Source organism: Fluviirhizobium alvei (assembly GCF_030551875.1).
Classification (GTDB): Bacteria; Pseudomonadota; Alphaproteobacteria; order Rhizobiales; family Rhizobiaceae; genus Rhizobium_E; species Rhizobium_E alvei.
Window position 1 is genome coordinate 227,308 of the sequence record NZ_JAUOZU010000005.1, and the last position, 16,284, is coordinate 243,591.

Consider the following 16,284-nt stretch of genomic DNA (forward strand, 5'->3'; position numbering starts at 1 on the left):
ATTGTCAATCACACGAACTGGCTGAGGCCCGGCACCGAGGCAACGACCTGATCGACGATATCTTCGCCGGCATATTGCTTGGCGACCGAAATGATTTCCTTGGCGAGGCCGGTGATCTGGCCCATGCCGAGGCCGAGGCTCATCAGCTGCTGGCCGAGGCCCATGATGCCATTGCCAAGCAGGCACGCAAAGAATCCGCCGTCGCCCTTGCCGCCGTGGGCAGAGAGAAGCTCGGCCGCACCCGGAACGGCGGCAATCATCTTGGCAGCGAGATCGCTGTCGCCTTCGCGCTCGAGGAAGCCGAGCATCATGCCGATGGCCTTCTCTGCCACTTCGGGCTCAAGGCCCACTTTTTCCGCCACGCTGGCGACCAGTTCACTCATTATTGCCTCCGCACAAGTGTTACGTTTACGTCTAGGTAACAGGTTTTCATTCGAATGCAACAGGCCCATGCCTGCACAGATTCCGGTCCGGTTCGAAGGTTAGCGCAACTCTTCTTCCGGCGCCATGCGCCCTTCCCTCCTCCGTCCCGAAATCGAACAACGCGTGAGCAACATAGCGGTTCAATTTTGTTATTGGATGACGTAATGCTGAAATGAGGTCGAGCCGGAATCGAGCCATTAGCAAACCCGGCAGAACAGATCAGCAGAGGATTTCATTCATGCTAGAGCAGGGCAAGATCTATCTCGGCACCAGCCGCAAACCCGATGATCAGATCAACAAGCCGGAATATCTCGAGCTCAAATACGGCAACCGCCACGGCCTCGTCACCGGTGCGACCGGCACCGGCAAAACGGTGACGCTGCAGGTTCTCGCCGAAGGATTTTCCAATGCCGGCGTCCCGGTCTTCTGCGCCGATATCAAGGGCGATCTTTCCGGCATTGCCGCCATGGGCGAATTCAAGGATTTCCTCGACAAGCGCGCCAAGGACATCGGATTCACCGACTACGATTTCCAGGAATTCCCGGTCATCTTTTGGGATATCTATGGCGAAAAGGGCCATCGCGTCCGCACGACGCTGACCGAAATGGGTCCGCTCCTGCTGTCGCGCCTCGTCAATGCCACCGATGCGCAGGAAGGCGTCCTCAACATCGCCTTCAAGATCGCCGACGAAGGTGGTCTGCCACTTCTCGATCTCAAGGATCTGCAGGCGCTCCTGAATTATATGGGCGAAAACGCCCAGGAATTTTCCAACAAGTTCGGCTTCATCTCGAAAGCATCCGTCGGTTCGATCCAGCGCGAACTGCTGATCCTTGAACAGCAGGGCGCCCATCTCTTCTTCTCCGAGCCCGCGCTCAAGATCACCGACATCATGCGCACCACCAATGACGGGCGCGGCGCGATTTCGGTCCTGGCTGCCGACAAGCTGATGATGAACCCCAGGCTCTATGCGACTTTCCTGCTCTGGCTCCTGTCGGAACTGTTCGAACAGTTGCCGGAAGTCGGCGATCCGGAAAAACCCAAGCTGGTCTTCTTCTTCGATGAGGCACATCTGCTCTTCAACGATGCGCCGAAGGTCCTGATCGAGCGCGTCGAACAGGTCGTCCGCCTCATCCGTTCCAAGGGCGTCGGCGTCTATTTCGTCACCCAGAACCCGCTCGATGTGCCAGAGACCGTGCTGGCACAGCTCGGCAACCGCATCCAGCATGCGCTGCGCGCCTATACGCCGCGCGAACAGAAGGCCGTCAAGACGGCAGCCGAGACCTTCCGTCCCAACCCGGATTTCGATTGCGCAACGGTCATCACCACGCTCGGAACCGGCGAGGCGCTGGTCTCGACCCTTGAGGGCAAGGGCATTCCCTCGATCGTTGAACGCACCCTGGTTCGCCCGCCCTCCTCGCGCATCGGGCCGCTGACGGAGCCGGAACGGCGGCAGGTGATGTCGGTATCGCCGGTGCGCGACATGTATGACGAGGATTTCGACCGCGAAAGCGCCTTCGAGATTCTGACCAAAAAGGCCGAACAGGCTGCCCAGGCGGAAGCGCAGGCCGAGAAACAGACCGAAGAAGCCAGCCAGAAAACCACCGGCACCATCGGTGGCTGGACACTGCCTGGCTTTGGCACCGGCGACGATAGCAAGCCGGAAACCAAACAGCAGAAAAAGTCCGGCTATCAGCGCGAAACGATCGTCGAGGCCGCGATGAAATCGGCTGCCCGTTCGGCCGCAACCGCCATTGGCGCCGCCATCGTCCGCGGCATTCTTGGCAGCCTTCGCCGCTAATAGAAAACGGCCGGTCTCCATGAGACCGGCCGAAGGTCTTTTTTGACCGGAAATCAGCGTTTGGCGGATGTCAGGCTGAAGGCCGCACCCTGCGGGTCGAGGCAATTGACGATGAAACTCCCGCCCGGCACTTCATGCGGACCGTTGAGCACCTTGCCGCCGCGGGACGTGGCCCGGTCGATGGCCGCATCGAGACCATCGACGATGAAATAGAAGCCCCAGCAGGCCTGCGGCACCCCTTCCGGTTTCGGCATCATGCCACCGATCGCGGTGCCATTGACTCCAAAGCACTGATAGATGCCCATCGGCCCCATATCGACCGCCATTTCCTTGCTCCAGCCGAACATATCAGCATAGAAGGCGAACACTTCCTCGCCCTTGCCGGCATAGAGCTCGTTCCAGCCGACGGCACCCGGCACCATGCTGGGCATATCCGGCGACTGGCCTTCCGGCATCTGGGGATCCATGATCGCAAAGACGGCTCCGAACGGATCGGCGACGATCGCGAACCGTCCGACGCCGGGAATATCCTCCGGTGGACGCTGGATCGTCCCTCCCTTGGAGGCAAGTTTCGCCGCCATTGCATCGACATCATGGACCAGCACATATCCGGTCCAGTTCGGCGGCATTCCTTGGGCGCTGAACTCCTCTGTCAGTTTCATCATGCCGGCGACACCCATCTGATAGCCATCAACATGGAAGACCGTGTAATCCATGCCCGGCATTCCGGAATCCTTCGGGATCCAGCCCACGACCGCGCCATAGAATTCGGCCGCGGCGGCGGTATCCGGCGTCATCAACTCATACCAGAAGAAACTTCCCTGCATCTCAAACTCCTTACATCGATCTCATGAATGGCAGCAGGAGGACGCCTTCGGCTTGTCCTCATATTCATCATGGCGCCGGACGAAATCCATCGTCGAACCCTCGTTGCGCCCAAGCGGAGCGACATCGAGGAACATCATGGTCCCGAGCGTCTCTTCACCGCCGCGGGCATATTGCGAATAGGTGTGGTAGATGGTGCCGTCGGCATCGCGATAGAAGCTCGAAAGACCGGGAAGCTCATCATTGCCACGGTCGGATGGCAGTTTGGTGAAGTTGTATTCAATTTCACCGGATGCCAGTTGTTCCGGTGTGAAGGAAACATGGAAATCGTAATTGAAATCGCTCCCGAAGGACGACACCCAGGGGAATTTCCAGCCCATGCGACGCTTGTAGGCCAGGATCTTTTCGAGCGGCGCCCGCGAGACAGCAACCAGCGTCACATCATGGTTGTTGAGATGCGGCAGCGTGCCATCCATATGGTCGGCACCGAAGGAGCAGCCCGGGCAACCGGCATCCCAATCGGGCCCCAGCATGAAATGGACGACCAGAAGCTGGCTGCGGCCATCAAAAAGCGCGCCGATCGATTTGCGGCCGCTCTCGGTATCGAATTGATAATCCTTGTCGAGCCGGACCCACGGCAGCGCCAGCCGTTCCGCATTCACCGCGTCGCGTTGCCGCGTCAGCGCCTTTTCCTTGAGAAGAAGCGCCTTGCGCGCCTCAAGCCACGCATCGCGCGACACGACAGCATGATCCATTGCTCGCTCCCTTCACAACGGCTCTGGTATTTAGGTTGATATCAACATATAATGGAAACCATGTCAAACCCGCGTCCCGTTTCCTTTGCGACCACACTACTGGTGAAGGATACCTGCCTTTGCCTGCATGCGCAGCGCGCCGCCCGCGCCCTTGCGCGTCGGTTCGACAAGGCACTTCGCCCGCACGGCCTGAATAACGGACAGTTTTCGCTTCTGATGTCGCTGAACCGGCCGGAGCCGCCGCCGATGTCTGCGGTCTCGGAGCTTCTGGCGATGGACAGGACAACATTGACGGCGGCAATAAAACCGCTGGAGCGGGATGGCTTGCTTGAAATCGTTGCAAGCGAAAAGGATCGCCGCAAGAAATTGCTCCGGATCACCGAAGCCGGGCTTCAGCGGCTGGCGGCCGCCCTACCCGCCTGGATCGAAGAGCATGGCGCCCTCGACATGGAATTGCCGCAGGGCGAAATCGATCGCCTGCGGCAAGCCTTGAAGAAAATCAGCTGATAGATCAGAGCACGGAAACCGCAACTTCGGTCGACGTACGCATGGCATGGCTGTAGGGGCAAACCACATGCGCCTTGGCAACCAGTTCTTCCGCCTGGGCGCGATCGAGACCCGGAATATCCACGGCCAGCGACACTTCGATGCCGAAGCCGCCGCCATCTTCACGCGGACCGACGCCGACCGTCGCGGTAACATTGGTTTCGGCCGGGATCTTCACCTTGGCCTGGCCGGCCACGAACTTGAGCGCACTGAGAAAGCAAGCCGAGTAACCAGCGGCAAAGAGCTGCTCGGGATTGGTGCCCGGCGCGCCATCGCCACCCAGTTCCTTCGGCGAGGTCAGGGTTACGGAAAGATTGCCATCTTCGGACTTCGAGGAACCGACGCGGCCGCCGGTGGAGGTTGCACGGGTGGTATAAAGGATGGGCATGTCGTTCTCCTTGGTTGATGCATTTTATATAGCGCATAATTATATTGCGCGCAATATAGTTTCGCAAAATTATAGAATCCTGCTAATGTCACACTCAATCAAGGAGATGCGGATGGACAAGGACATCCTGACGCTGGAAAACCAGCTCTGCTTTGCCGTATATTCGGCGTCACATGCTTTCACGCGGGCTTACAAGCCGCTTCTGGCGGATCTCGGGCTTACCTATCCGCAATATCTGGTGATGTTGGTTCTCTGGGAGCGGCGATCGGCCACGGTCGGAGAGATCGGAGCGGCTCTGTCGCTCGACAGCGGCACCCTGTCCCCTCTTCTCAAGCGGCTGGAGACGGCTGGTCTCGTGCGCCGCGAGCGCAGCCGTGAGGACGAACGCCAGGTCACCGTCCATTTGACGGCAGAAGGCGCTGCCGCACGCAGCAAAGCCGAAAAGGTCATGGCGGGCATTGCCGAGCGGGTCGGCTGCAGCCTCGATGAGATGGTTGCGCTGAGGGAAAACCTCAACAGCCTGCGGAAGCATCTCGAAGGCTAGACCAGAATCCCGTCAGCGAACGATGATTTGAGCGCCATCGCGCACCCGCGCCGCCAGATCGATGACATCCTGGTTGAACATGCGGATACAGCCGGAAGACACTTCCTTGCCGATCGATTGCCAATCCGGCGTTCCATGGACGCGATAGAGCGTGTCCTGACCATTCTGGAAAATATAGAGCGCCCTGGCGCCCAGCGGATTGTTGACGCCGCCGACAAGACCACCATAGGAGGCGGAAAAGATTTTCATCTCCGGCTTGTCGGCCACATAGGTCTCCGACGGCGTCCAGCGCGGCCAGGACTTCTTGTAGCGAATGGTGCCCTGCCCTTTCCAGGCATGCCCCTGGCGGCCGATCCCGACGCCATAGCGCATGGCACGTCCATTCCCGAGCACGAGATAGAGATGGCGCTCGGCCGTATCGATGATCAGAGTGCCGGGCCGCTCGCTGCCATCATAGGCAACCTCCCGCCGCAGATAGCGCGGATCGACCTCATCGACCGGAATGGCCGGCAGCCAGTGGCCCGCGTCATTCAGCGGACCATAGGCCGGGATGTTCAGTTTTTTTTTACGAGCGGATAATCGGAATCGGCTTCATAGACGACCTGCGTCGTCACCACCCGGCGGCGGTTCCAGACCGGCGTGGTCTGCTCGACGAAACGATCGGCATCCGTCGAGCCATTGTCGTAAAAATCGATATCGCGAACGCTGGTAATACAGCCGGCAAGCGGCAGCAGCATTGCAACACCGAGAAGGGAAAGCAGCTTTTTGGCCATGATCGCGAATCCGGACGTTTAGGACACGGCAGAATTCGCATAGGCGTCTGGCGCGGAGCTTGCCATCCGAACGAAGATCAGGCCTTGCGGCCGATATTGGCATAGACCTGCTTGGCAACCAGCCAGGCAACCGGCATGGCCACAATTGCCGCAGCGATAGCAGCCGATGCGATCATGCTGCCCTTCAGCATATTCATGCTGAGCAGTGCAGTCACAACGACGCCCGCAAATACAGTGGCAACGAGTACATAGATGATAGCGGCGAGTCGGAACATGTCTTTCCCCTGTCCTTTTCAAAGCACGAAGCATCTACCATGACGACGAAATATCGCATTGATTTGGAACAATGGCTTTTCTTGACGGAGGTCAGTTCACCGCCCGAAAGAATTGCGTGACGGCTGTCCGACGACTGGTTGTTACAGATTGGGACAGGTCTGGCTGGCACGGCATTTGCTGGATGAAGGGATGAACTCGAACCGCTCTTTCATCTCGCGCCGTACGCTGCTCGGCGGCCTCGCGCTGACCTTCGCCGCCGATCGCGGATGGGCGGCAGAACAACCGCTCGTGCTTGCCAATGCCGATTTCCGCGGCAGCCTCGATGCCAGCCATTTCGGCATCCAGCCGGGTGATGCCGATCAGAGCGCCAAGGCGTTCAATGCGATGTTGCAGGAGGCCGCAAACCGCGATCAGCCGGTCTTCCTGCCGCCGGGCACCTATCGCCTCTCCAATATCATTCTGCCCACCAACTGCCGGCTAACCGGCGTCCCCGGCCTCACCCGGATTCATTATTCCGGCGACGGCGCCTTCTTGACGGCCAACGGTGGCAAACGGATTACCCTGTCGGGTCTGTCGATCGACGGCGCGAACCGGTGGCTTGCCGACGACCAGCCCGGGCTTCTGACATTCCGCGATGTCGACACGCTCGATCTCACTGACAACGAGATCACGGGGGCGGCCCGAAATGCCCTGTCGCTCGAGAAATGTGGTGGTCGCCTCGGCTCGAACAGGATCTCCGGAGCGGCGGACGCCGGCATCTACGCCGTCGAGAGCCGATCGCTCACGATCAAGGACAATTGGATCGCCGATTGCGCCGATGGCGGCATCCTCGTTCATCGCTGGTCGAACGCAACCGACGGAAGCGTTATCTCGGGCAACAGGATCACGGGCATCGGCGCCCGATCGGGCGGCACGGGCCAATATGGCAATGGCATCAATGTCTTTCGCGCCGGCAATGTCCAGGTTTCGAACAACCACATCTCCGATTGCGCCTTCACCGCCATCCGCGCCAACTCGGCCTCGAATATCCAGATCACGGCCAATCAATGTCTCGGCAGCGGCGAGACGGCAATCTACTCGGAATTCGCCTTCGAAGGCGCGATGATCACTGACAATCTGATCGATGGTGCCGCCAATGGCATCGCGTCGGTCAATTTCAACGAAGGCGGCAGGCTTTCGCTCATCAACAGCAACATCATCCGCAACCTGCGCCTGACGGCACCCTACGAGATGGACGGCAACTATTTCGGCATCGGTCTTTCGGCGGAAGCCGATACCGTAGTCGCCGACAATCTGATCGAGAATGCGCCGCGCTGGGGCATGGTGCTCGGCTGGGGCCCCTATCTCCGCAATGTCAGCGTCACCGGAAACATCATCCGCAAGGCTGGCGTCGGATGTGCGGTCTCCGTTGTCGAAGGGGCCGGATCGGCCCTCATCAGCAACAATCTCTTCTCCGATATGGCAGAAGCGGCCATCGCCGGCTTCCGCTGGCAGGAGCGCGCGAGCGGCGACCTCATTTCGTCCGGCGCCACCGCGTTCCCGCACCTGACACTCACCGGCAACCGCGCCGCCTGACAGGCAGGCCATACTATCGTTTCCCGTCAGAAACCCGCGAGAATGCTGGCGACATCATCGATTGCCGGCAGACCAAAATCGAGCTCGATCGGCCCATCATTGTCATTGGCCGGGGCAGGCGCTGCGAAATCGAATTGATCGTCCTCGGAAGCGGCCAGAACCTTGCGTCCATGGTCCTGTTCGGCCTGGCGGCCAAACGAGTAGCCATCCTGTTTCACCCAGGCCCGGATCTGCTTCAGCACATCATTGGTGATCAGCGTCGCCCAGCTGGTGGTGGAACAGAGACCCACCACATAGGGTTCGACGCCCTTGCCGGGATCGCGATCGACCCAGATCGGGCCACCGCTATTGCCGCCGACCGCATGAAAGTTCAGGTAATCCAGAACATCGTAGTTCGAATTTCGGTCCACAGAACCGCGCGTATCCTGCTGGACACCATGCAGCGTGCTGGGATAGCCGGTCATGTGCGCCTTGCCGCCACTATACTCGGTCATGATCCCGAACCACGAATTGAACTTGTGCTTCGTGTTGATGACCGCATAGTCCCATTCACTTTCGGCCCGGGTCATCGTGCCGTCGCGGCCGACATTGTAGTAGTGAATGCGCGAACGCCCATCGACGGAAGCCGGTGAATCGGGATCCGGATAGTGGTTCTGGCTGTAGCGCATGAAGAGTTCCCAGTTGTCCGCGGTCTTGCCGCCCGGGAACATACCGTGCGATGCAGTCAGCACCGTATGCGGGCCGACCACGACGCCCGAACAGACGCCGAAACTGCTCTGCCCCTTCACAGTAAATTCGATCAGAGGTACGCTGTTGTAAGGGTATTTGTTGATCGAGTAACGGGCCGAAAAATCCGTGTCCGCCATGGACAAAGAATAGTCCGTAAAATCGGCCTGCAAAAGTTCGTCGTGATAGGTGAACGAAAATTGCATTTTCTCAAGAAATGCATTGCGGTCTGCGTTCTTTTTCATGGCCGCTCCCCCAAAATGCCATTGCTCATCTTAAATCGTCGAAAGAACGGACGCAACTGCCGCTATCGTCGCAGGCAGGATCGAAAGAATGTGGCAAAGGATCCCCTTGAAATCGCATGCGGCGCATTCCACGTTTGCCGCACATTGAGTGATGGAGATGAAGATGGGACATATGCTGGCGAAGGCATTTCTGGCTGCAGGTCTGGCCATGGCCACTCTTACCCCGGCAAACGCTGCGGATTCCGAGCGCGTCGGCGAAGTGGGCGTCGATTGGACCGGCAATGATATCGTGATCGATGCCGTCAGTGATCCCAAGGTTCAGGGCGTCACCTGCCATGTGACCTATTTCGATCGCGGCATCATCGATCGGCTGAGCAAGGGTAACTGGTTCGAAGACCCGTCCAACTCATCGATTGCGTGCCGTCAGACCGGCCCGATCGTCATTGGCGATATTGATTTGTCGATGGAGGGCGAGGAAGTTTTCAAGTCCGGATTGTCGCTGATCTGGAAGAGCCTTGTCGTCAACCGCATCTACGACAAGAAAAACGATACGCTGATCTATCTCATCCATTCGCGCCAGGTCGTGGATGGGTCTGCCAAGATGGCCATTTCCACCGTGCCGCTCTTCAATCAGACCGTTACCTGGTCGGAAGGCAAACCGCAGTAAGCATCGGAAACGCCGAAAACCCGGTGCGCCCTGGCGCACCGGGTGGTCCCGGCCGATCGGGAAGAGATCAGGCTGCCTGCTTCAACTCGTCGGCGATGACCGTATCGAGATTGAGGAAGCAGACCATCGACTTTTCGAGCGCCACGATACCGCGGCAGAAGGCACGCTGGGCTTCCGGAATGATTTCCGGTGGCGGCTGCAGGTCTTCGCTCTTGATCGTCATCATGTCCGAAACCTGCTCGACCAGCAGGCCGACAAGCTTGCCGCCGATATCGGTGACGATGATGGCGGACCGTTCGGACGGTTCGGTCATTTTCATGCCGAGGCGGCAGGCCATGTCGATAACGGGGATCACTGCGCCGCGCAGGTTGATCAGACCCAGAACATAGGCAGGCGTATGCGGCATCGGCGTCACCGGCGCCCAACCGCGAATTTCGCGGATCGCCATGATGTCGATGCAGAATTCCTGATCGCCCAGATGGAACGATACGATTTCCAGATAGGCTCCGGATTGCTTGATTGCAGTATTCATCAGAACTCTTCCCATTGATTGGCCGCAGCAGCGGATGCTGACTGCGGAGCCGGTTTGCTGTTGAAGGCGCCTGCAAGCTTGTTCACCAGGGTTCTTGCGGGCGACGACTGGGGTTTGGCCGAGGCGGCGCTAACCGCCTGCGGCACATGGCGCATCGGCGCCGGTGCGGCGTCGACCTTGAATTGCGAAACGATCCGCGTCAGGCTGGAAGCATCCTGCGCCAGCGTGTGGCTGGTCGCATTCGTCTCCTCAACCATAGCGGCATTCTGTTGCGTCATCTGGTCCATCTGGTTGATGGCAGCGCTGATCTCCTGAACGCCAAGAGACTGTTCGTTGGCAGACGTGGCGATGGCGCCGACGATCTCGTTGATGCGGGTCACGTCTTCCGAAATATGGGCGAGCACCTCACCAGCCGCGGAGACGAGTTCCACGCCGGAACGGACTTCATCGCTCGAACGCGCGACCAGCGCCTTGATATCCTTGGCAGCACCGGCGGCACGGCCAGCCAGTTCACGCACTTCCTGTGCCACGACGGCAAAACCTTTGCCGGCTTCGCCGGCGCGCGCGGCCTCGACACCGGCATTGAGCGCAAGAAGGTTGGTCTGGAAAGCGATCTCGTCGACGACGTTGATGATCTTGCCGATTTCGTTCGAGGCGTTTTCGATCCGGTTCATCGCGGCAACCGCTTCGGAGACGACCTTGCCGGATTTTTCGGCATTGGCCCGGGTGCCGTCGACCATACGGGCGGCGTCCGTTGCCCTCGACGAGGTCACCCGGACCGTCGATGTGATTTCATCGAGCGCGGCAGATGTCTCTTCGAGCGAAGCGGCCTGCTGTTCGGTGCGTCGGGCGAGGTCATCGGCCGACTGGCGCATCTGGTTGGCATTGATCTCAAGCGAGCCGCTCGATTCCTTCACTTCGGCGATCACCGTCTGCAGCTTGCCGACGGCAAGGTTGAAATCCTGGCGCAACCGATCGATATCGTCGCGGAACGGCTGGTTGATCTGGACGGACATGTCGCCCTCGGCCAGTCGCGACAGACCACTGGCCAGCGCATCGACGGCAAAACGGATCTGCGTCTCGTCTTCGAGACGTGCAGCCTCCCGGCTTGCCCGCTCGCTGTCGTTGCGTTCGCGTTCGATGCGGGCGGTCTCGGCCAGCCGGCCACGTTCGCGCAAGGTGTTTCGCAGGCTTTCGGCCGAACCCGCCATGAAGCCGAACTCATCACCACGGTCCGCACCGGTAACGCTTGTTTCGTAATCGCCGCCCTGAAGTCGCTCCAGGCTTTCCCGCACGCTTTGCACACCGCGGCGGATCGCCGTGGAATGAAGCGGGAAGAGAGCTGCCATCAAAAGCAGGCCGGAAACGCCGATGATCATCTGCAGATAGAGCGACCAGTCCGAAAGCTCCTGCGCATGGGCAACTTGCGCATCAGCCAGAGCCCGGCCATCCGCGACCAGCGTCTTGAAGAGAGTGGCGACGACTTCGCCGCTACCGTCAATTGCATCGTCAATCGCGGAGAAAGCCTCGTCGCCAGCGCCACTCTCGATAAGTTTCGGGAGTTCCGATGTAACGGCTTTTTCCACAACCAACAGATCGGCCATGTAATTGGCTGCGATCTGGCTTTTTCCCACCCGGCTCGCCATGCTCCTGACCAGAGGCTCGCCCGTCTTCAGGGTTGCGATCGCATCGGCCATGATCTGGACGCGCTCTGGTGCGATCTTCAGATCGCTCTTGTCGACGATGGAATCCATCGCAGCCAGAACCATATCCAGATTGACGACGCGCAACTCGTTGATGTTCGATACATCGTCGCGAATGACCTTTTCGTCGGCAAGCGCGGCCGACAATTGGGAATTCTGGTACCAGCCCACGCCGATGATGGCGCCGAAAGCACAGAAGCTGGCAATACCGAGCGTCATCAGACGCTGGTTAACTGTAAGGGAGCGTTTCAAATTGTCTCTGCTGGCTGACATGGACATTCCCAATTGCTTGCTGACATTTGTTGCCGCCTGGATACCCAAAGACAGTCAGAAGGAGGCTCAGGCCTTGGTCCTCTTCCGATATTCTGAGCTAGTTTTCACCCAGAGCCGTTAATGATTGGCTAACTGAACCGCGATGATCGCGAAAATTGCGCCAAAAAGCGCCCGCTCCCGCGTTTTACGGGACGAATTGCTATCTGTTTCCGTCTTGACTAGAATGCAGTCATGGAAAGCAGAATGACCTTCACCCGTTTTGGCGCCCTCGCGATTGGTGTCGCGATTGCATCTTTGCTTGCAGTCTCTGCCCTGGGCTGGTCGGTCTATGGAAGTTCGATCCTTCTTGACATGGCCGCCGGCGGTCTTTCCTGGTGCCTTTGATCCTGACGCGGAATTGATCAGAATTCCCTTTGCCACCGGCAGCCGAAGGGATTAAAGCCGGACCGATCGTAAATTCTTGGAACTGGACTGAGATGAAAACTGTACGGATCGTGCTTGTCGTCCTGGCCGCACTCATGGCTGGCCTGTTCTTCTGGCTTTGGCGCGAAGCATCCAACCAGACAAAGAGCCTGGCCGAAGCCCCCTTCGGCGTGCCCTTTTCACTCACCCGTCAGGATGGCCAGCCGATTTCCGAACAGGCATTTCGCGGCAAACCGACGGCCCTTTTCTTCGGCTTCACCCACTGCCCTGAAATCTGCCCGACGACGGTCTATGAGCTGACGGGCTGGATGAATGCGGTCGATCCGGACAAGAGCAAGCTGCAGGCCTTTTTCGTGTCGATCGACCCCTCGCGTGACACGCCGGAACTGCTCGGTACCTATCTTTCGAACGTGACCGATCGCATCACCGGCATCTCCGGAGACCCCAAGAAAGTCGAGGAGATGGCGCGCGGCTTCAAGGTCTATTTCAAGAAGGTCCCGAGCGATCCGGCCAAGCCGGATGGCGAATATACGATGGACCATACCGCCTCCGTCTTTCTGATGGACAAGGAAGGTCGCTTCGTTGGCACCATCGCCTATGGCGAAAACGCCGAAACCGCCCAGCAGAAACTGAAAAACCTGATTGCGAGAAACTGATCGTGAGCGAAATCCGCCTTTATGTGAGCACGACCGAAGCCCGGGCTGAAATCGTTCTCGATGCCCTATCCGATCTGTTCGGCGACGAAGACTATGCGGTTGCAACGCAGGAAGTCGACGAGGACAAGGGGATCTGGGAAGCCTCGATCTATATGACAGCGGACGACGAAAGCGACATTCGCGCGCGTTTCGACGAACTGGTGAAGGAGAGCTTTCCCGATCTTGCGATCGAACGCGAGATCCTGCCGGATATCGACTGGATCGCCAAATCGCTGGAAGGTTTGAAGCCGGTTCGCGCCGGTCGCTTCCTCGTCCATGGCAGCCATGACGCCGACAAGGTGCGTGAAAACGACATCGGCATCCTGATCGAGGCGGGTCAGGCTTTCGGAACCGGACATCACGGCACCACGGCCGGATGCCTCAACATGATCGGCGATGTGCTGAAATCACGGCAAGTGCGTAATGCGCTCGATCTCGGCACCGGCTCTGGCGTGCTGGCGATTGCCGTCGAGCGTCTGGCCCGCATTCCGGTGCTCGCCACCGATATCGATCCGGTGGCCGTGAAGGTGGCGCGCGACAATGTCCGTCTCAACCAGGCGGCCAGCGGCGTCAGTCTTGCCACGGCTCCGGGGTTTCACCATCCGGCTTTCCGCCAGCATGGCCCGTTCGATCTCATCATCGCCAACATTCTGGCGCGTCCGCTGATGAAACTCGCACCGGAACTGGTGCGCCATCTCGCCGACAACGGAACCGTCATCCTGTCGGGCATTCTGGCAAGCCAGCGCTGGAAGGTGATTGCCGCCTATAACGGCGCCGGCCTGAAGCATCAGCGCACGACCTGGCTGAACGGCTGGGTCACGATCGAACTGACCCGATAAAGCGGAGTTCGACCTGATCGAAACAAGAAAGGCGACGCTCGGGAGGAGAAGCGTCGCCTTTGGATCAGCTGGGCTGATCTTGTCTTCGGGACATGGGAGGAGTTGTCCCGAAGAGAGTGCCAATCGACTGACTTGCGGCATGGCAGGGGAAGCAAGGCCGCAATCAGGATCTGGCGAATTACTTCATACGAGCCACTTCGACCTGGCGAACCCGTTCCGGCATCTGAGAGATATAGCTTGCAACAATCCGCTGCGCCTGGCGTTCTCGGGCTGCCATCATGTTTGCATAGGCCTTCTTGAAGAAACCATCCTGCATGTTCTGCTCCTGTTGAGCGACCATCAGCGCCCGTTGATGGTTATTGGATACAACAATGAGGCAGCTGCAGTTAGAGGGTCTCGCACATGGGAGGCATGCGTTCCGCGCATATTATTGATCAATTGGTCAAAAAATCAGCAAATGCAGCCACATTCAGCAGCAGAATGCCCAAACCACGTCCATTCGGACAATTGTCATTTCGCAGCGCAGCATGTAAGAAGATCCGCCATCGCCTGAAGGGGGAAATCTATTGCAGGTCCTTACGACGATTTCAGCACTTCGCGAAGCGCTTGAGCCTGCCCGCCGACGCGGAGCGACGATCGGCTTCGTGCCGACCATGGGCTATCTTCATCACGGCCATATGACACTGGTGGCCCGTGCCCGCGCCCAGAATGACATCGTCGTCGTCTCGATCTTCGTCAACCCGCTGCAATTCGGTGCCAACGAAGACCTCGCCCGCTATCCGCGCGACCTCGACCGCGATGTCGCCATGCTGACCGAAGGCAAGGTCGACTATGTCTTCGCCCCCACGGTGGAGGACATGTATCCGCGGCCGATCGAAACAACCGTCGACGTGCCGAAACTGGGCCGCATGCTCGAAGGCGAGGTTCGCCCCGGTCATTTTGCCGGCGTCGCCACGGTCGTGACCAAGTTATTCAACATCGTGGGCGCCGATCGCGCCTATTTCGGCGAAAAGGACTGGCAGCAGCTGCAGGTCATTCGCCGCATGGTCAGCGATCTCAACCAGCCGGTCCGGATCAACGGCGTGCCGACTGTTCGCGAACCGGATGGTCTCGCCTGCTCGTCCCGAAATGTCTATCTCTCCTCGGCCGAACGCGCCGCCGCCGTAATTGTACCGCGTGCACTCGAACATGCGGACAATTTGCTCGGCGCCGGCGAGCGGGATCCCAGCAGGCTCGAGGCGGCGGTGCGCGCCTTCATCGAACGCGAACCGTTGGCGCGGCCGGAAGTGATTGCCATACGGCATCCCGAAACGCTCGAGCCGATGGATGTGATCGGCGACGAGCCGGTCCTGCTGTTGCTCTTCGTGCGCTTCGGTTCGACCAAGCTGCTCGATAACCGCGTTCTGACTGCCCATCTTGCCTGAAGGGAGCATTCCATGAGTGTGCAAACCATCCAGAAGCGACGCACGGCGTCCGCCATTCGTACTCTCAAGGGCGAGCGTCCGATCGTTTGCCTGACGGCCTATACGGCGCCGATCGCCAAGCTGCTCGATGCTCATTGCGACCTGCTTTTGGTCGGCGACAGTCTGGGCATGGTCGTCTATGGAATGGAATCGACTGTCGGCGTGACCATGGAGATGATGATCGCACATGGTCAGGGCGTTATGCGCGGTTCGAAGGCTGCCTGTGTCGTTGTCGACATGCCGTTCGGCTCCTACCAGGAATCGAAGGAGCAGGCCTTCCGCAATGCCGCCCGCCTGATGCAGGAGACCGGCTGTTCGGCCGTCAAGCTCGAAGGCGGCGAGGAGTTGGCGGAAACCGTCGCCTTTCTGTCCCGTCGCGGCGTTCCGGTCATGGGCCATGTCGGGTTGATGCCGCAATCGGTCAATGCAACCGGCGGCTACCGTTCGCTCGGCCGCTCCGATGAGGAAGCCGAAAAGATCCGCCGCGATGCGCGCGCCATCGATGATGCCGGCGCCTTCTCGATCGTCATCGAGGGGACGGTCGAGCCGCTGGCCCGCGAAATTTCCGCAAGCCTCAACGCCGCCACCATCGGCATCGGCGCTTCGTCCGCCTGCGACGGACAGGTTCTGGTCGTCGATGACATGCTTGGCATCTTCACCGATTTCAAACCGCGCTTTGTCAAACACTTTGCCTCGCTGGCGCCCGAGATCGATCGCGCTGTGGCCGATTATGCCGCAGAAGTGAAGGCCCGGACCTTCCCGGCCGAAGAGCATACATTCCAGATGAAGCGGCAGAAGCTCTGACCACCGGAGAG

The 16,284-nt window shown here is 59.2% G+C and carries 20 protein-coding genes and 1 pseudogene; 10 read left to right on the plus strand and 11 right to left on the minus strand.

Annotated elements, in window-relative coordinates; all coding sequences use genetic code 11:
• Positions 1-8: 8 nt before the first annotated feature.
• Positions 9-383, minus strand: coding sequence for a hypothetical protein (locus tag Q4481_RS05845; RefSeq protein ID WP_304375378.1), 375 nt, complete (start codon positions 381-383; stop codon positions 9-11).
• Positions 384-661: 278 nt separating this feature from the next.
• Between Q4481_RS05845 and Q4481_RS05850 the strand changes: the two genes are divergently transcribed.
• The gene (locus Q4481_RS05850; RefSeq protein WP_304375379.1) at positions 662-2,221 is read left to right on the plus strand and encodes a helicase HerA-like C-terminal domain-containing protein; all 1,560 of its coding nucleotides are present in this window, start codon (positions 662-664) and stop codon (positions 2,219-2,221) included.
• Positions 2,222-2,274: 53 nt separating this feature from the next.
• Here the strand turns inward: Q4481_RS05850 and Q4481_RS05855 are convergent, their stop codons facing one another.
• The gene (locus tag Q4481_RS05855; protein WP_304375380.1) at positions 2,275-3,048 is read right to left on the minus strand and encodes a VOC family protein; all 774 of its coding nucleotides are present in this window, start codon (positions 3,046-3,048) and stop codon (positions 2,275-2,277) included.
• A 21-nt stretch (positions 3,049-3,069) separates the two neighbouring features.
• The gene (locus Q4481_RS05860; protein ID WP_304375381.1) at positions 3,070-3,801 is read right to left on the minus strand and encodes a DUF899 domain-containing protein; all 732 of its coding nucleotides are present in this window, start codon (positions 3,799-3,801) and stop codon (positions 3,070-3,072) included.
• Positions 3,802-3,861: 60 nt separating this feature from the next.
• On the opposite strand from Q4481_RS05860, the gene Q4481_RS05865 reads away from it, so the two are divergent.
• Positions 3,862-4,308, plus strand: coding sequence for a MarR family winged helix-turn-helix transcriptional regulator (locus Q4481_RS05865; RefSeq protein WP_304375382.1), 447 nt, complete (start codon positions 3,862-3,864; stop codon positions 4,306-4,308).
• A 4-nt stretch (positions 4,309-4,312) separates the two neighbouring features.
• Here the strand turns inward: Q4481_RS05865 and Q4481_RS05870 are convergent, their stop codons facing one another.
• Positions 4,313-4,735, minus strand: coding sequence for an organic hydroperoxide resistance protein (locus Q4481_RS05870; protein ID WP_304375383.1), 423 nt, complete (start codon positions 4,733-4,735; stop codon positions 4,313-4,315).
• Positions 4,736-4,847: 112 nt separating this feature from the next.
• Here Q4481_RS05870 and Q4481_RS05875 point away from each other — a divergent pair, with 112 nt between their 5' ends.
• Positions 4,848-5,279 carry a MarR family winged helix-turn-helix transcriptional regulator gene (locus Q4481_RS05875; RefSeq protein WP_304375384.1) on the plus strand — a complete coding sequence of 144 codons (432 nt, stop codon included), beginning with the start codon at positions 4,848-4,850 and terminating at the stop codon, positions 5,277-5,279.
• A 12-nt stretch (positions 5,280-5,291) separates the two neighbouring features.
• Here Q4481_RS05875 and Q4481_RS05880 read toward each other — a convergent pair.
• From Q4481_RS05880 to Q4481_RS05890, 3 genes and pseudogenes are all read right to left on the minus strand, one after another.
• A pseudogene (locus Q4481_RS05880) lies at positions 5,292-5,822 on the minus strand (L,D-transpeptidase); the annotation flags it as partial.
• Between the two features lie 11 nt (positions 5,823-5,833).
• The gene (locus Q4481_RS05885) at positions 5,834-6,052 is read right to left on the minus strand and encodes a hypothetical protein (protein ID WP_304375385.1); all 219 of its coding nucleotides are present in this window, start codon (positions 6,050-6,052) and stop codon (positions 5,834-5,836) included.
• A 77-nt stretch (positions 6,053-6,129) separates the two neighbouring features.
• The gene (locus tag Q4481_RS05890; RefSeq protein WP_304375386.1) at positions 6,130-6,327 is read right to left on the minus strand and encodes a hypothetical protein; all 198 of its coding nucleotides are present in this window, start codon (positions 6,325-6,327) and stop codon (positions 6,130-6,132) included.
• A 190-nt stretch (positions 6,328-6,517) separates the two neighbouring features.
• Between Q4481_RS05890 and Q4481_RS05895 the strand changes: the two genes are divergently transcribed.
• On the plus strand, positions 6,518-7,903 hold the full coding sequence (locus tag Q4481_RS05895; protein WP_304375387.1) for a TIGR03808 family TAT-translocated repetitive protein: 1,386 nt from the start codon (positions 6,518-6,520) through the stop codon (positions 7,901-7,903).
• Positions 7,904-7,929: 26 nt separating this feature from the next.
• On the opposite strand, the gene Q4481_RS05900 is transcribed toward Q4481_RS05895, so the two are convergent.
• Positions 7,930-8,874, minus strand: coding sequence for a trypsin-like serine peptidase (locus tag Q4481_RS05900; RefSeq protein WP_304375388.1), 945 nt, complete (start codon positions 8,872-8,874; stop codon positions 7,930-7,932).
• A gap of 172 nt (positions 8,875-9,046) precedes the next feature.
• Here Q4481_RS05900 and Q4481_RS05905 point away from each other — a divergent pair, with 172 nt between their 5' ends.
• Complete coding sequence (locus tag Q4481_RS05905; RefSeq protein ID WP_304375498.1) at positions 9,047-9,541, plus strand: CreA family protein; 495 nt, start codon at positions 9,047-9,049, stop codon at positions 9,539-9,541.
• A gap of 67 nt (positions 9,542-9,608) precedes the next feature.
• On the opposite strand, the gene Q4481_RS05910 is transcribed toward Q4481_RS05905, so the two are convergent.
• Positions 9,609-10,073, minus strand: a complete 465-nt coding sequence (locus Q4481_RS05910; protein WP_304375389.1) for a chemotaxis protein CheW — start codon at positions 10,071-10,073, stop codon at positions 9,609-9,611.
• Positions 10,073-12,049 carry a methyl-accepting chemotaxis protein gene (locus Q4481_RS05915; protein WP_304375390.1) on the minus strand — a complete coding sequence of 659 codons (1,977 nt, stop codon included), beginning with the start codon at positions 12,047-12,049 and terminating at the stop codon, positions 10,073-10,075. Before Q4481_RS05915 ends, Q4481_RS05910 begins: the two co-directional genes overlap by 1 nt.
• Before the next feature lie 243 nt (positions 12,050-12,292).
• Here Q4481_RS05915 and Q4481_RS05920 point away from each other — a divergent pair, with 243 nt between their 5' ends.
• From Q4481_RS05920 to Q4481_RS05930, 3 genes are all read left to right on the plus strand, one after another.
• Positions 12,293-12,433 carry a hypothetical protein gene (locus Q4481_RS05920; RefSeq protein ID WP_304375391.1) on the plus strand — a complete coding sequence of 47 codons (141 nt, stop codon included), beginning with the start codon at positions 12,293-12,295 and terminating at the stop codon, positions 12,431-12,433.
• Between the two features lie 134 nt (positions 12,434-12,567).
• Positions 12,568-13,128, plus strand: a complete 561-nt coding sequence (locus Q4481_RS05925) for an SCO family protein (protein ID WP_377353035.1) — start codon at positions 12,568-12,570, stop codon at positions 13,126-13,128.
• Between the two features lie 2 nt (positions 13,129-13,130).
• On the plus strand, positions 13,131-14,006 hold the full coding sequence (locus tag Q4481_RS05930; protein ID WP_304375393.1) for a 50S ribosomal protein L11 methyltransferase: 876 nt from the start codon (positions 13,131-13,133) through the stop codon (positions 14,004-14,006).
• A 178-nt stretch (positions 14,007-14,184) separates the two neighbouring features.
• Here Q4481_RS05930 and Q4481_RS05935 read toward each other — a convergent pair whose 3' ends face one another.
• Complete coding sequence (locus Q4481_RS05935; protein ID WP_304375394.1) at positions 14,185-14,322, minus strand: hypothetical protein; 138 nt, start codon at positions 14,320-14,322, stop codon at positions 14,185-14,187.
• 250 nt (positions 14,323-14,572) lie between these two features.
• On the opposite strand from Q4481_RS05935, the gene panC reads away from it, so the two are divergent.
• Positions 14,573-15,430 carry a pantoate--beta-alanine ligase gene (gene panC / locus Q4481_RS05940; RefSeq protein ID WP_304375395.1) on the plus strand — a complete coding sequence of 286 codons (858 nt, stop codon included), beginning with the start codon at positions 14,573-14,575 and terminating at the stop codon, positions 15,428-15,430.
• A 12-nt stretch (positions 15,431-15,442) separates the two neighbouring features.
• The gene (gene panB / locus Q4481_RS05945) at positions 15,443-16,273 is read left to right on the plus strand and encodes a 3-methyl-2-oxobutanoate hydroxymethyltransferase (RefSeq protein WP_304375396.1); all 831 of its coding nucleotides are present in this window, start codon (positions 15,443-15,445) and stop codon (positions 16,271-16,273) included.
• The last annotated feature ends 11 nt before the right edge of the window (positions 16,274-16,284 follow it).

Bases quoted from the DNA above. Each gene is read 5' to 3' on its own strand.
- Q4481_RS05845 (WP_304375378.1), bottom strand. From the start codon at position 383: ATGAGTGAACTGGTCGCCAGCGTGGCGGAAAAAGTGGGCCTTGAGCCC.
- Q4481_RS05850 (WP_304375379.1), top strand. From the start codon at position 662: ATGCTAGAGCAGGGCAAGATCTATCTCGGCACCAGCCGCAAACCCGAT.
- Q4481_RS05855 (WP_304375380.1), bottom strand. From the start codon at position 3,048: ATGCAGGGAAGTTTCTTCTGGTATGAGTTGATGACGCCGGATACCGCC.
- Q4481_RS05860 (WP_304375381.1), bottom strand. From the start codon at position 3,801: ATGGATCATGCTGTCGTGTCGCGCGATGCGTGGCTTGAGGCGCGCAAG.
- Q4481_RS05865 (WP_304375382.1), top strand. From the start codon at position 3,862: ATGTCAAACCCGCGTCCCGTTTCCTTTGCGACCACACTACTGGTGAAG.
- Q4481_RS05870 (WP_304375383.1), bottom strand. From the start codon at position 4,735: ATGCCCATCCTTTATACCACCCGTGCAACCTCCACCGGCGGCCGCGTC.
- Q4481_RS05875 (WP_304375384.1), top strand. From the start codon at position 4,848: ATGGACAAGGACATCCTGACGCTGGAAAACCAGCTCTGCTTTGCCGTA.
- Q4481_RS05885 (WP_304375385.1), bottom strand. From the start codon at position 6,052: ATGGCCAAAAAGCTGCTTTCCCTTCTCGGTGTTGCAATGCTGCTGCCG.
- Q4481_RS05890 (WP_304375386.1), bottom strand. From the start codon at position 6,327: ATGTTCCGACTCGCCGCTATCATCTATGTACTCGTTGCCACTGTATTT.
- Q4481_RS05895 (WP_304375387.1), top strand. From the start codon at position 6,518: ATGAACTCGAACCGCTCTTTCATCTCGCGCCGTACGCTGCTCGGCGGC.
- Q4481_RS05900 (WP_304375388.1), bottom strand. From the start codon at position 8,874: ATGAAAAAGAACGCAGACCGCAATGCATTTCTTGAGAAAATGCAATTT.
- Q4481_RS05905 (WP_304375498.1), top strand. From the start codon at position 9,047: ATGCTGGCGAAGGCATTTCTGGCTGCAGGTCTGGCCATGGCCACTCTT.
- Q4481_RS05910 (WP_304375389.1), bottom strand. From the start codon at position 10,073: ATGAATACTGCAATCAAGCAATCCGGAGCCTATCTGGAAATCGTATCG.
- Q4481_RS05915 (WP_304375390.1), bottom strand. From the start codon at position 12,049: ATGTCAGCCAGCAGAGACAATTTGAAACGCTCCCTTACAGTTAACCAG.
- Q4481_RS05920 (WP_304375391.1), top strand. From the start codon at position 12,293: ATGACCTTCACCCGTTTTGGCGCCCTCGCGATTGGTGTCGCGATTGCA.
- Q4481_RS05925 (WP_377353035.1), top strand. From the start codon at position 12,568: ATGGCTGGCCTGTTCTTCTGGCTTTGGCGCGAAGCATCCAACCAGACA.
- Q4481_RS05935 (WP_304375394.1), bottom strand. From the start codon at position 14,322: ATGCAGGATGGTTTCTTCAAGAAGGCCTATGCAAACATGATGGCAGCC.
- panB (WP_304375396.1), top strand. From the start codon at position 15,443: ATGAGTGTGCAAACCATCCAGAAGCGACGCACGGCGTCCGCCATTCGT.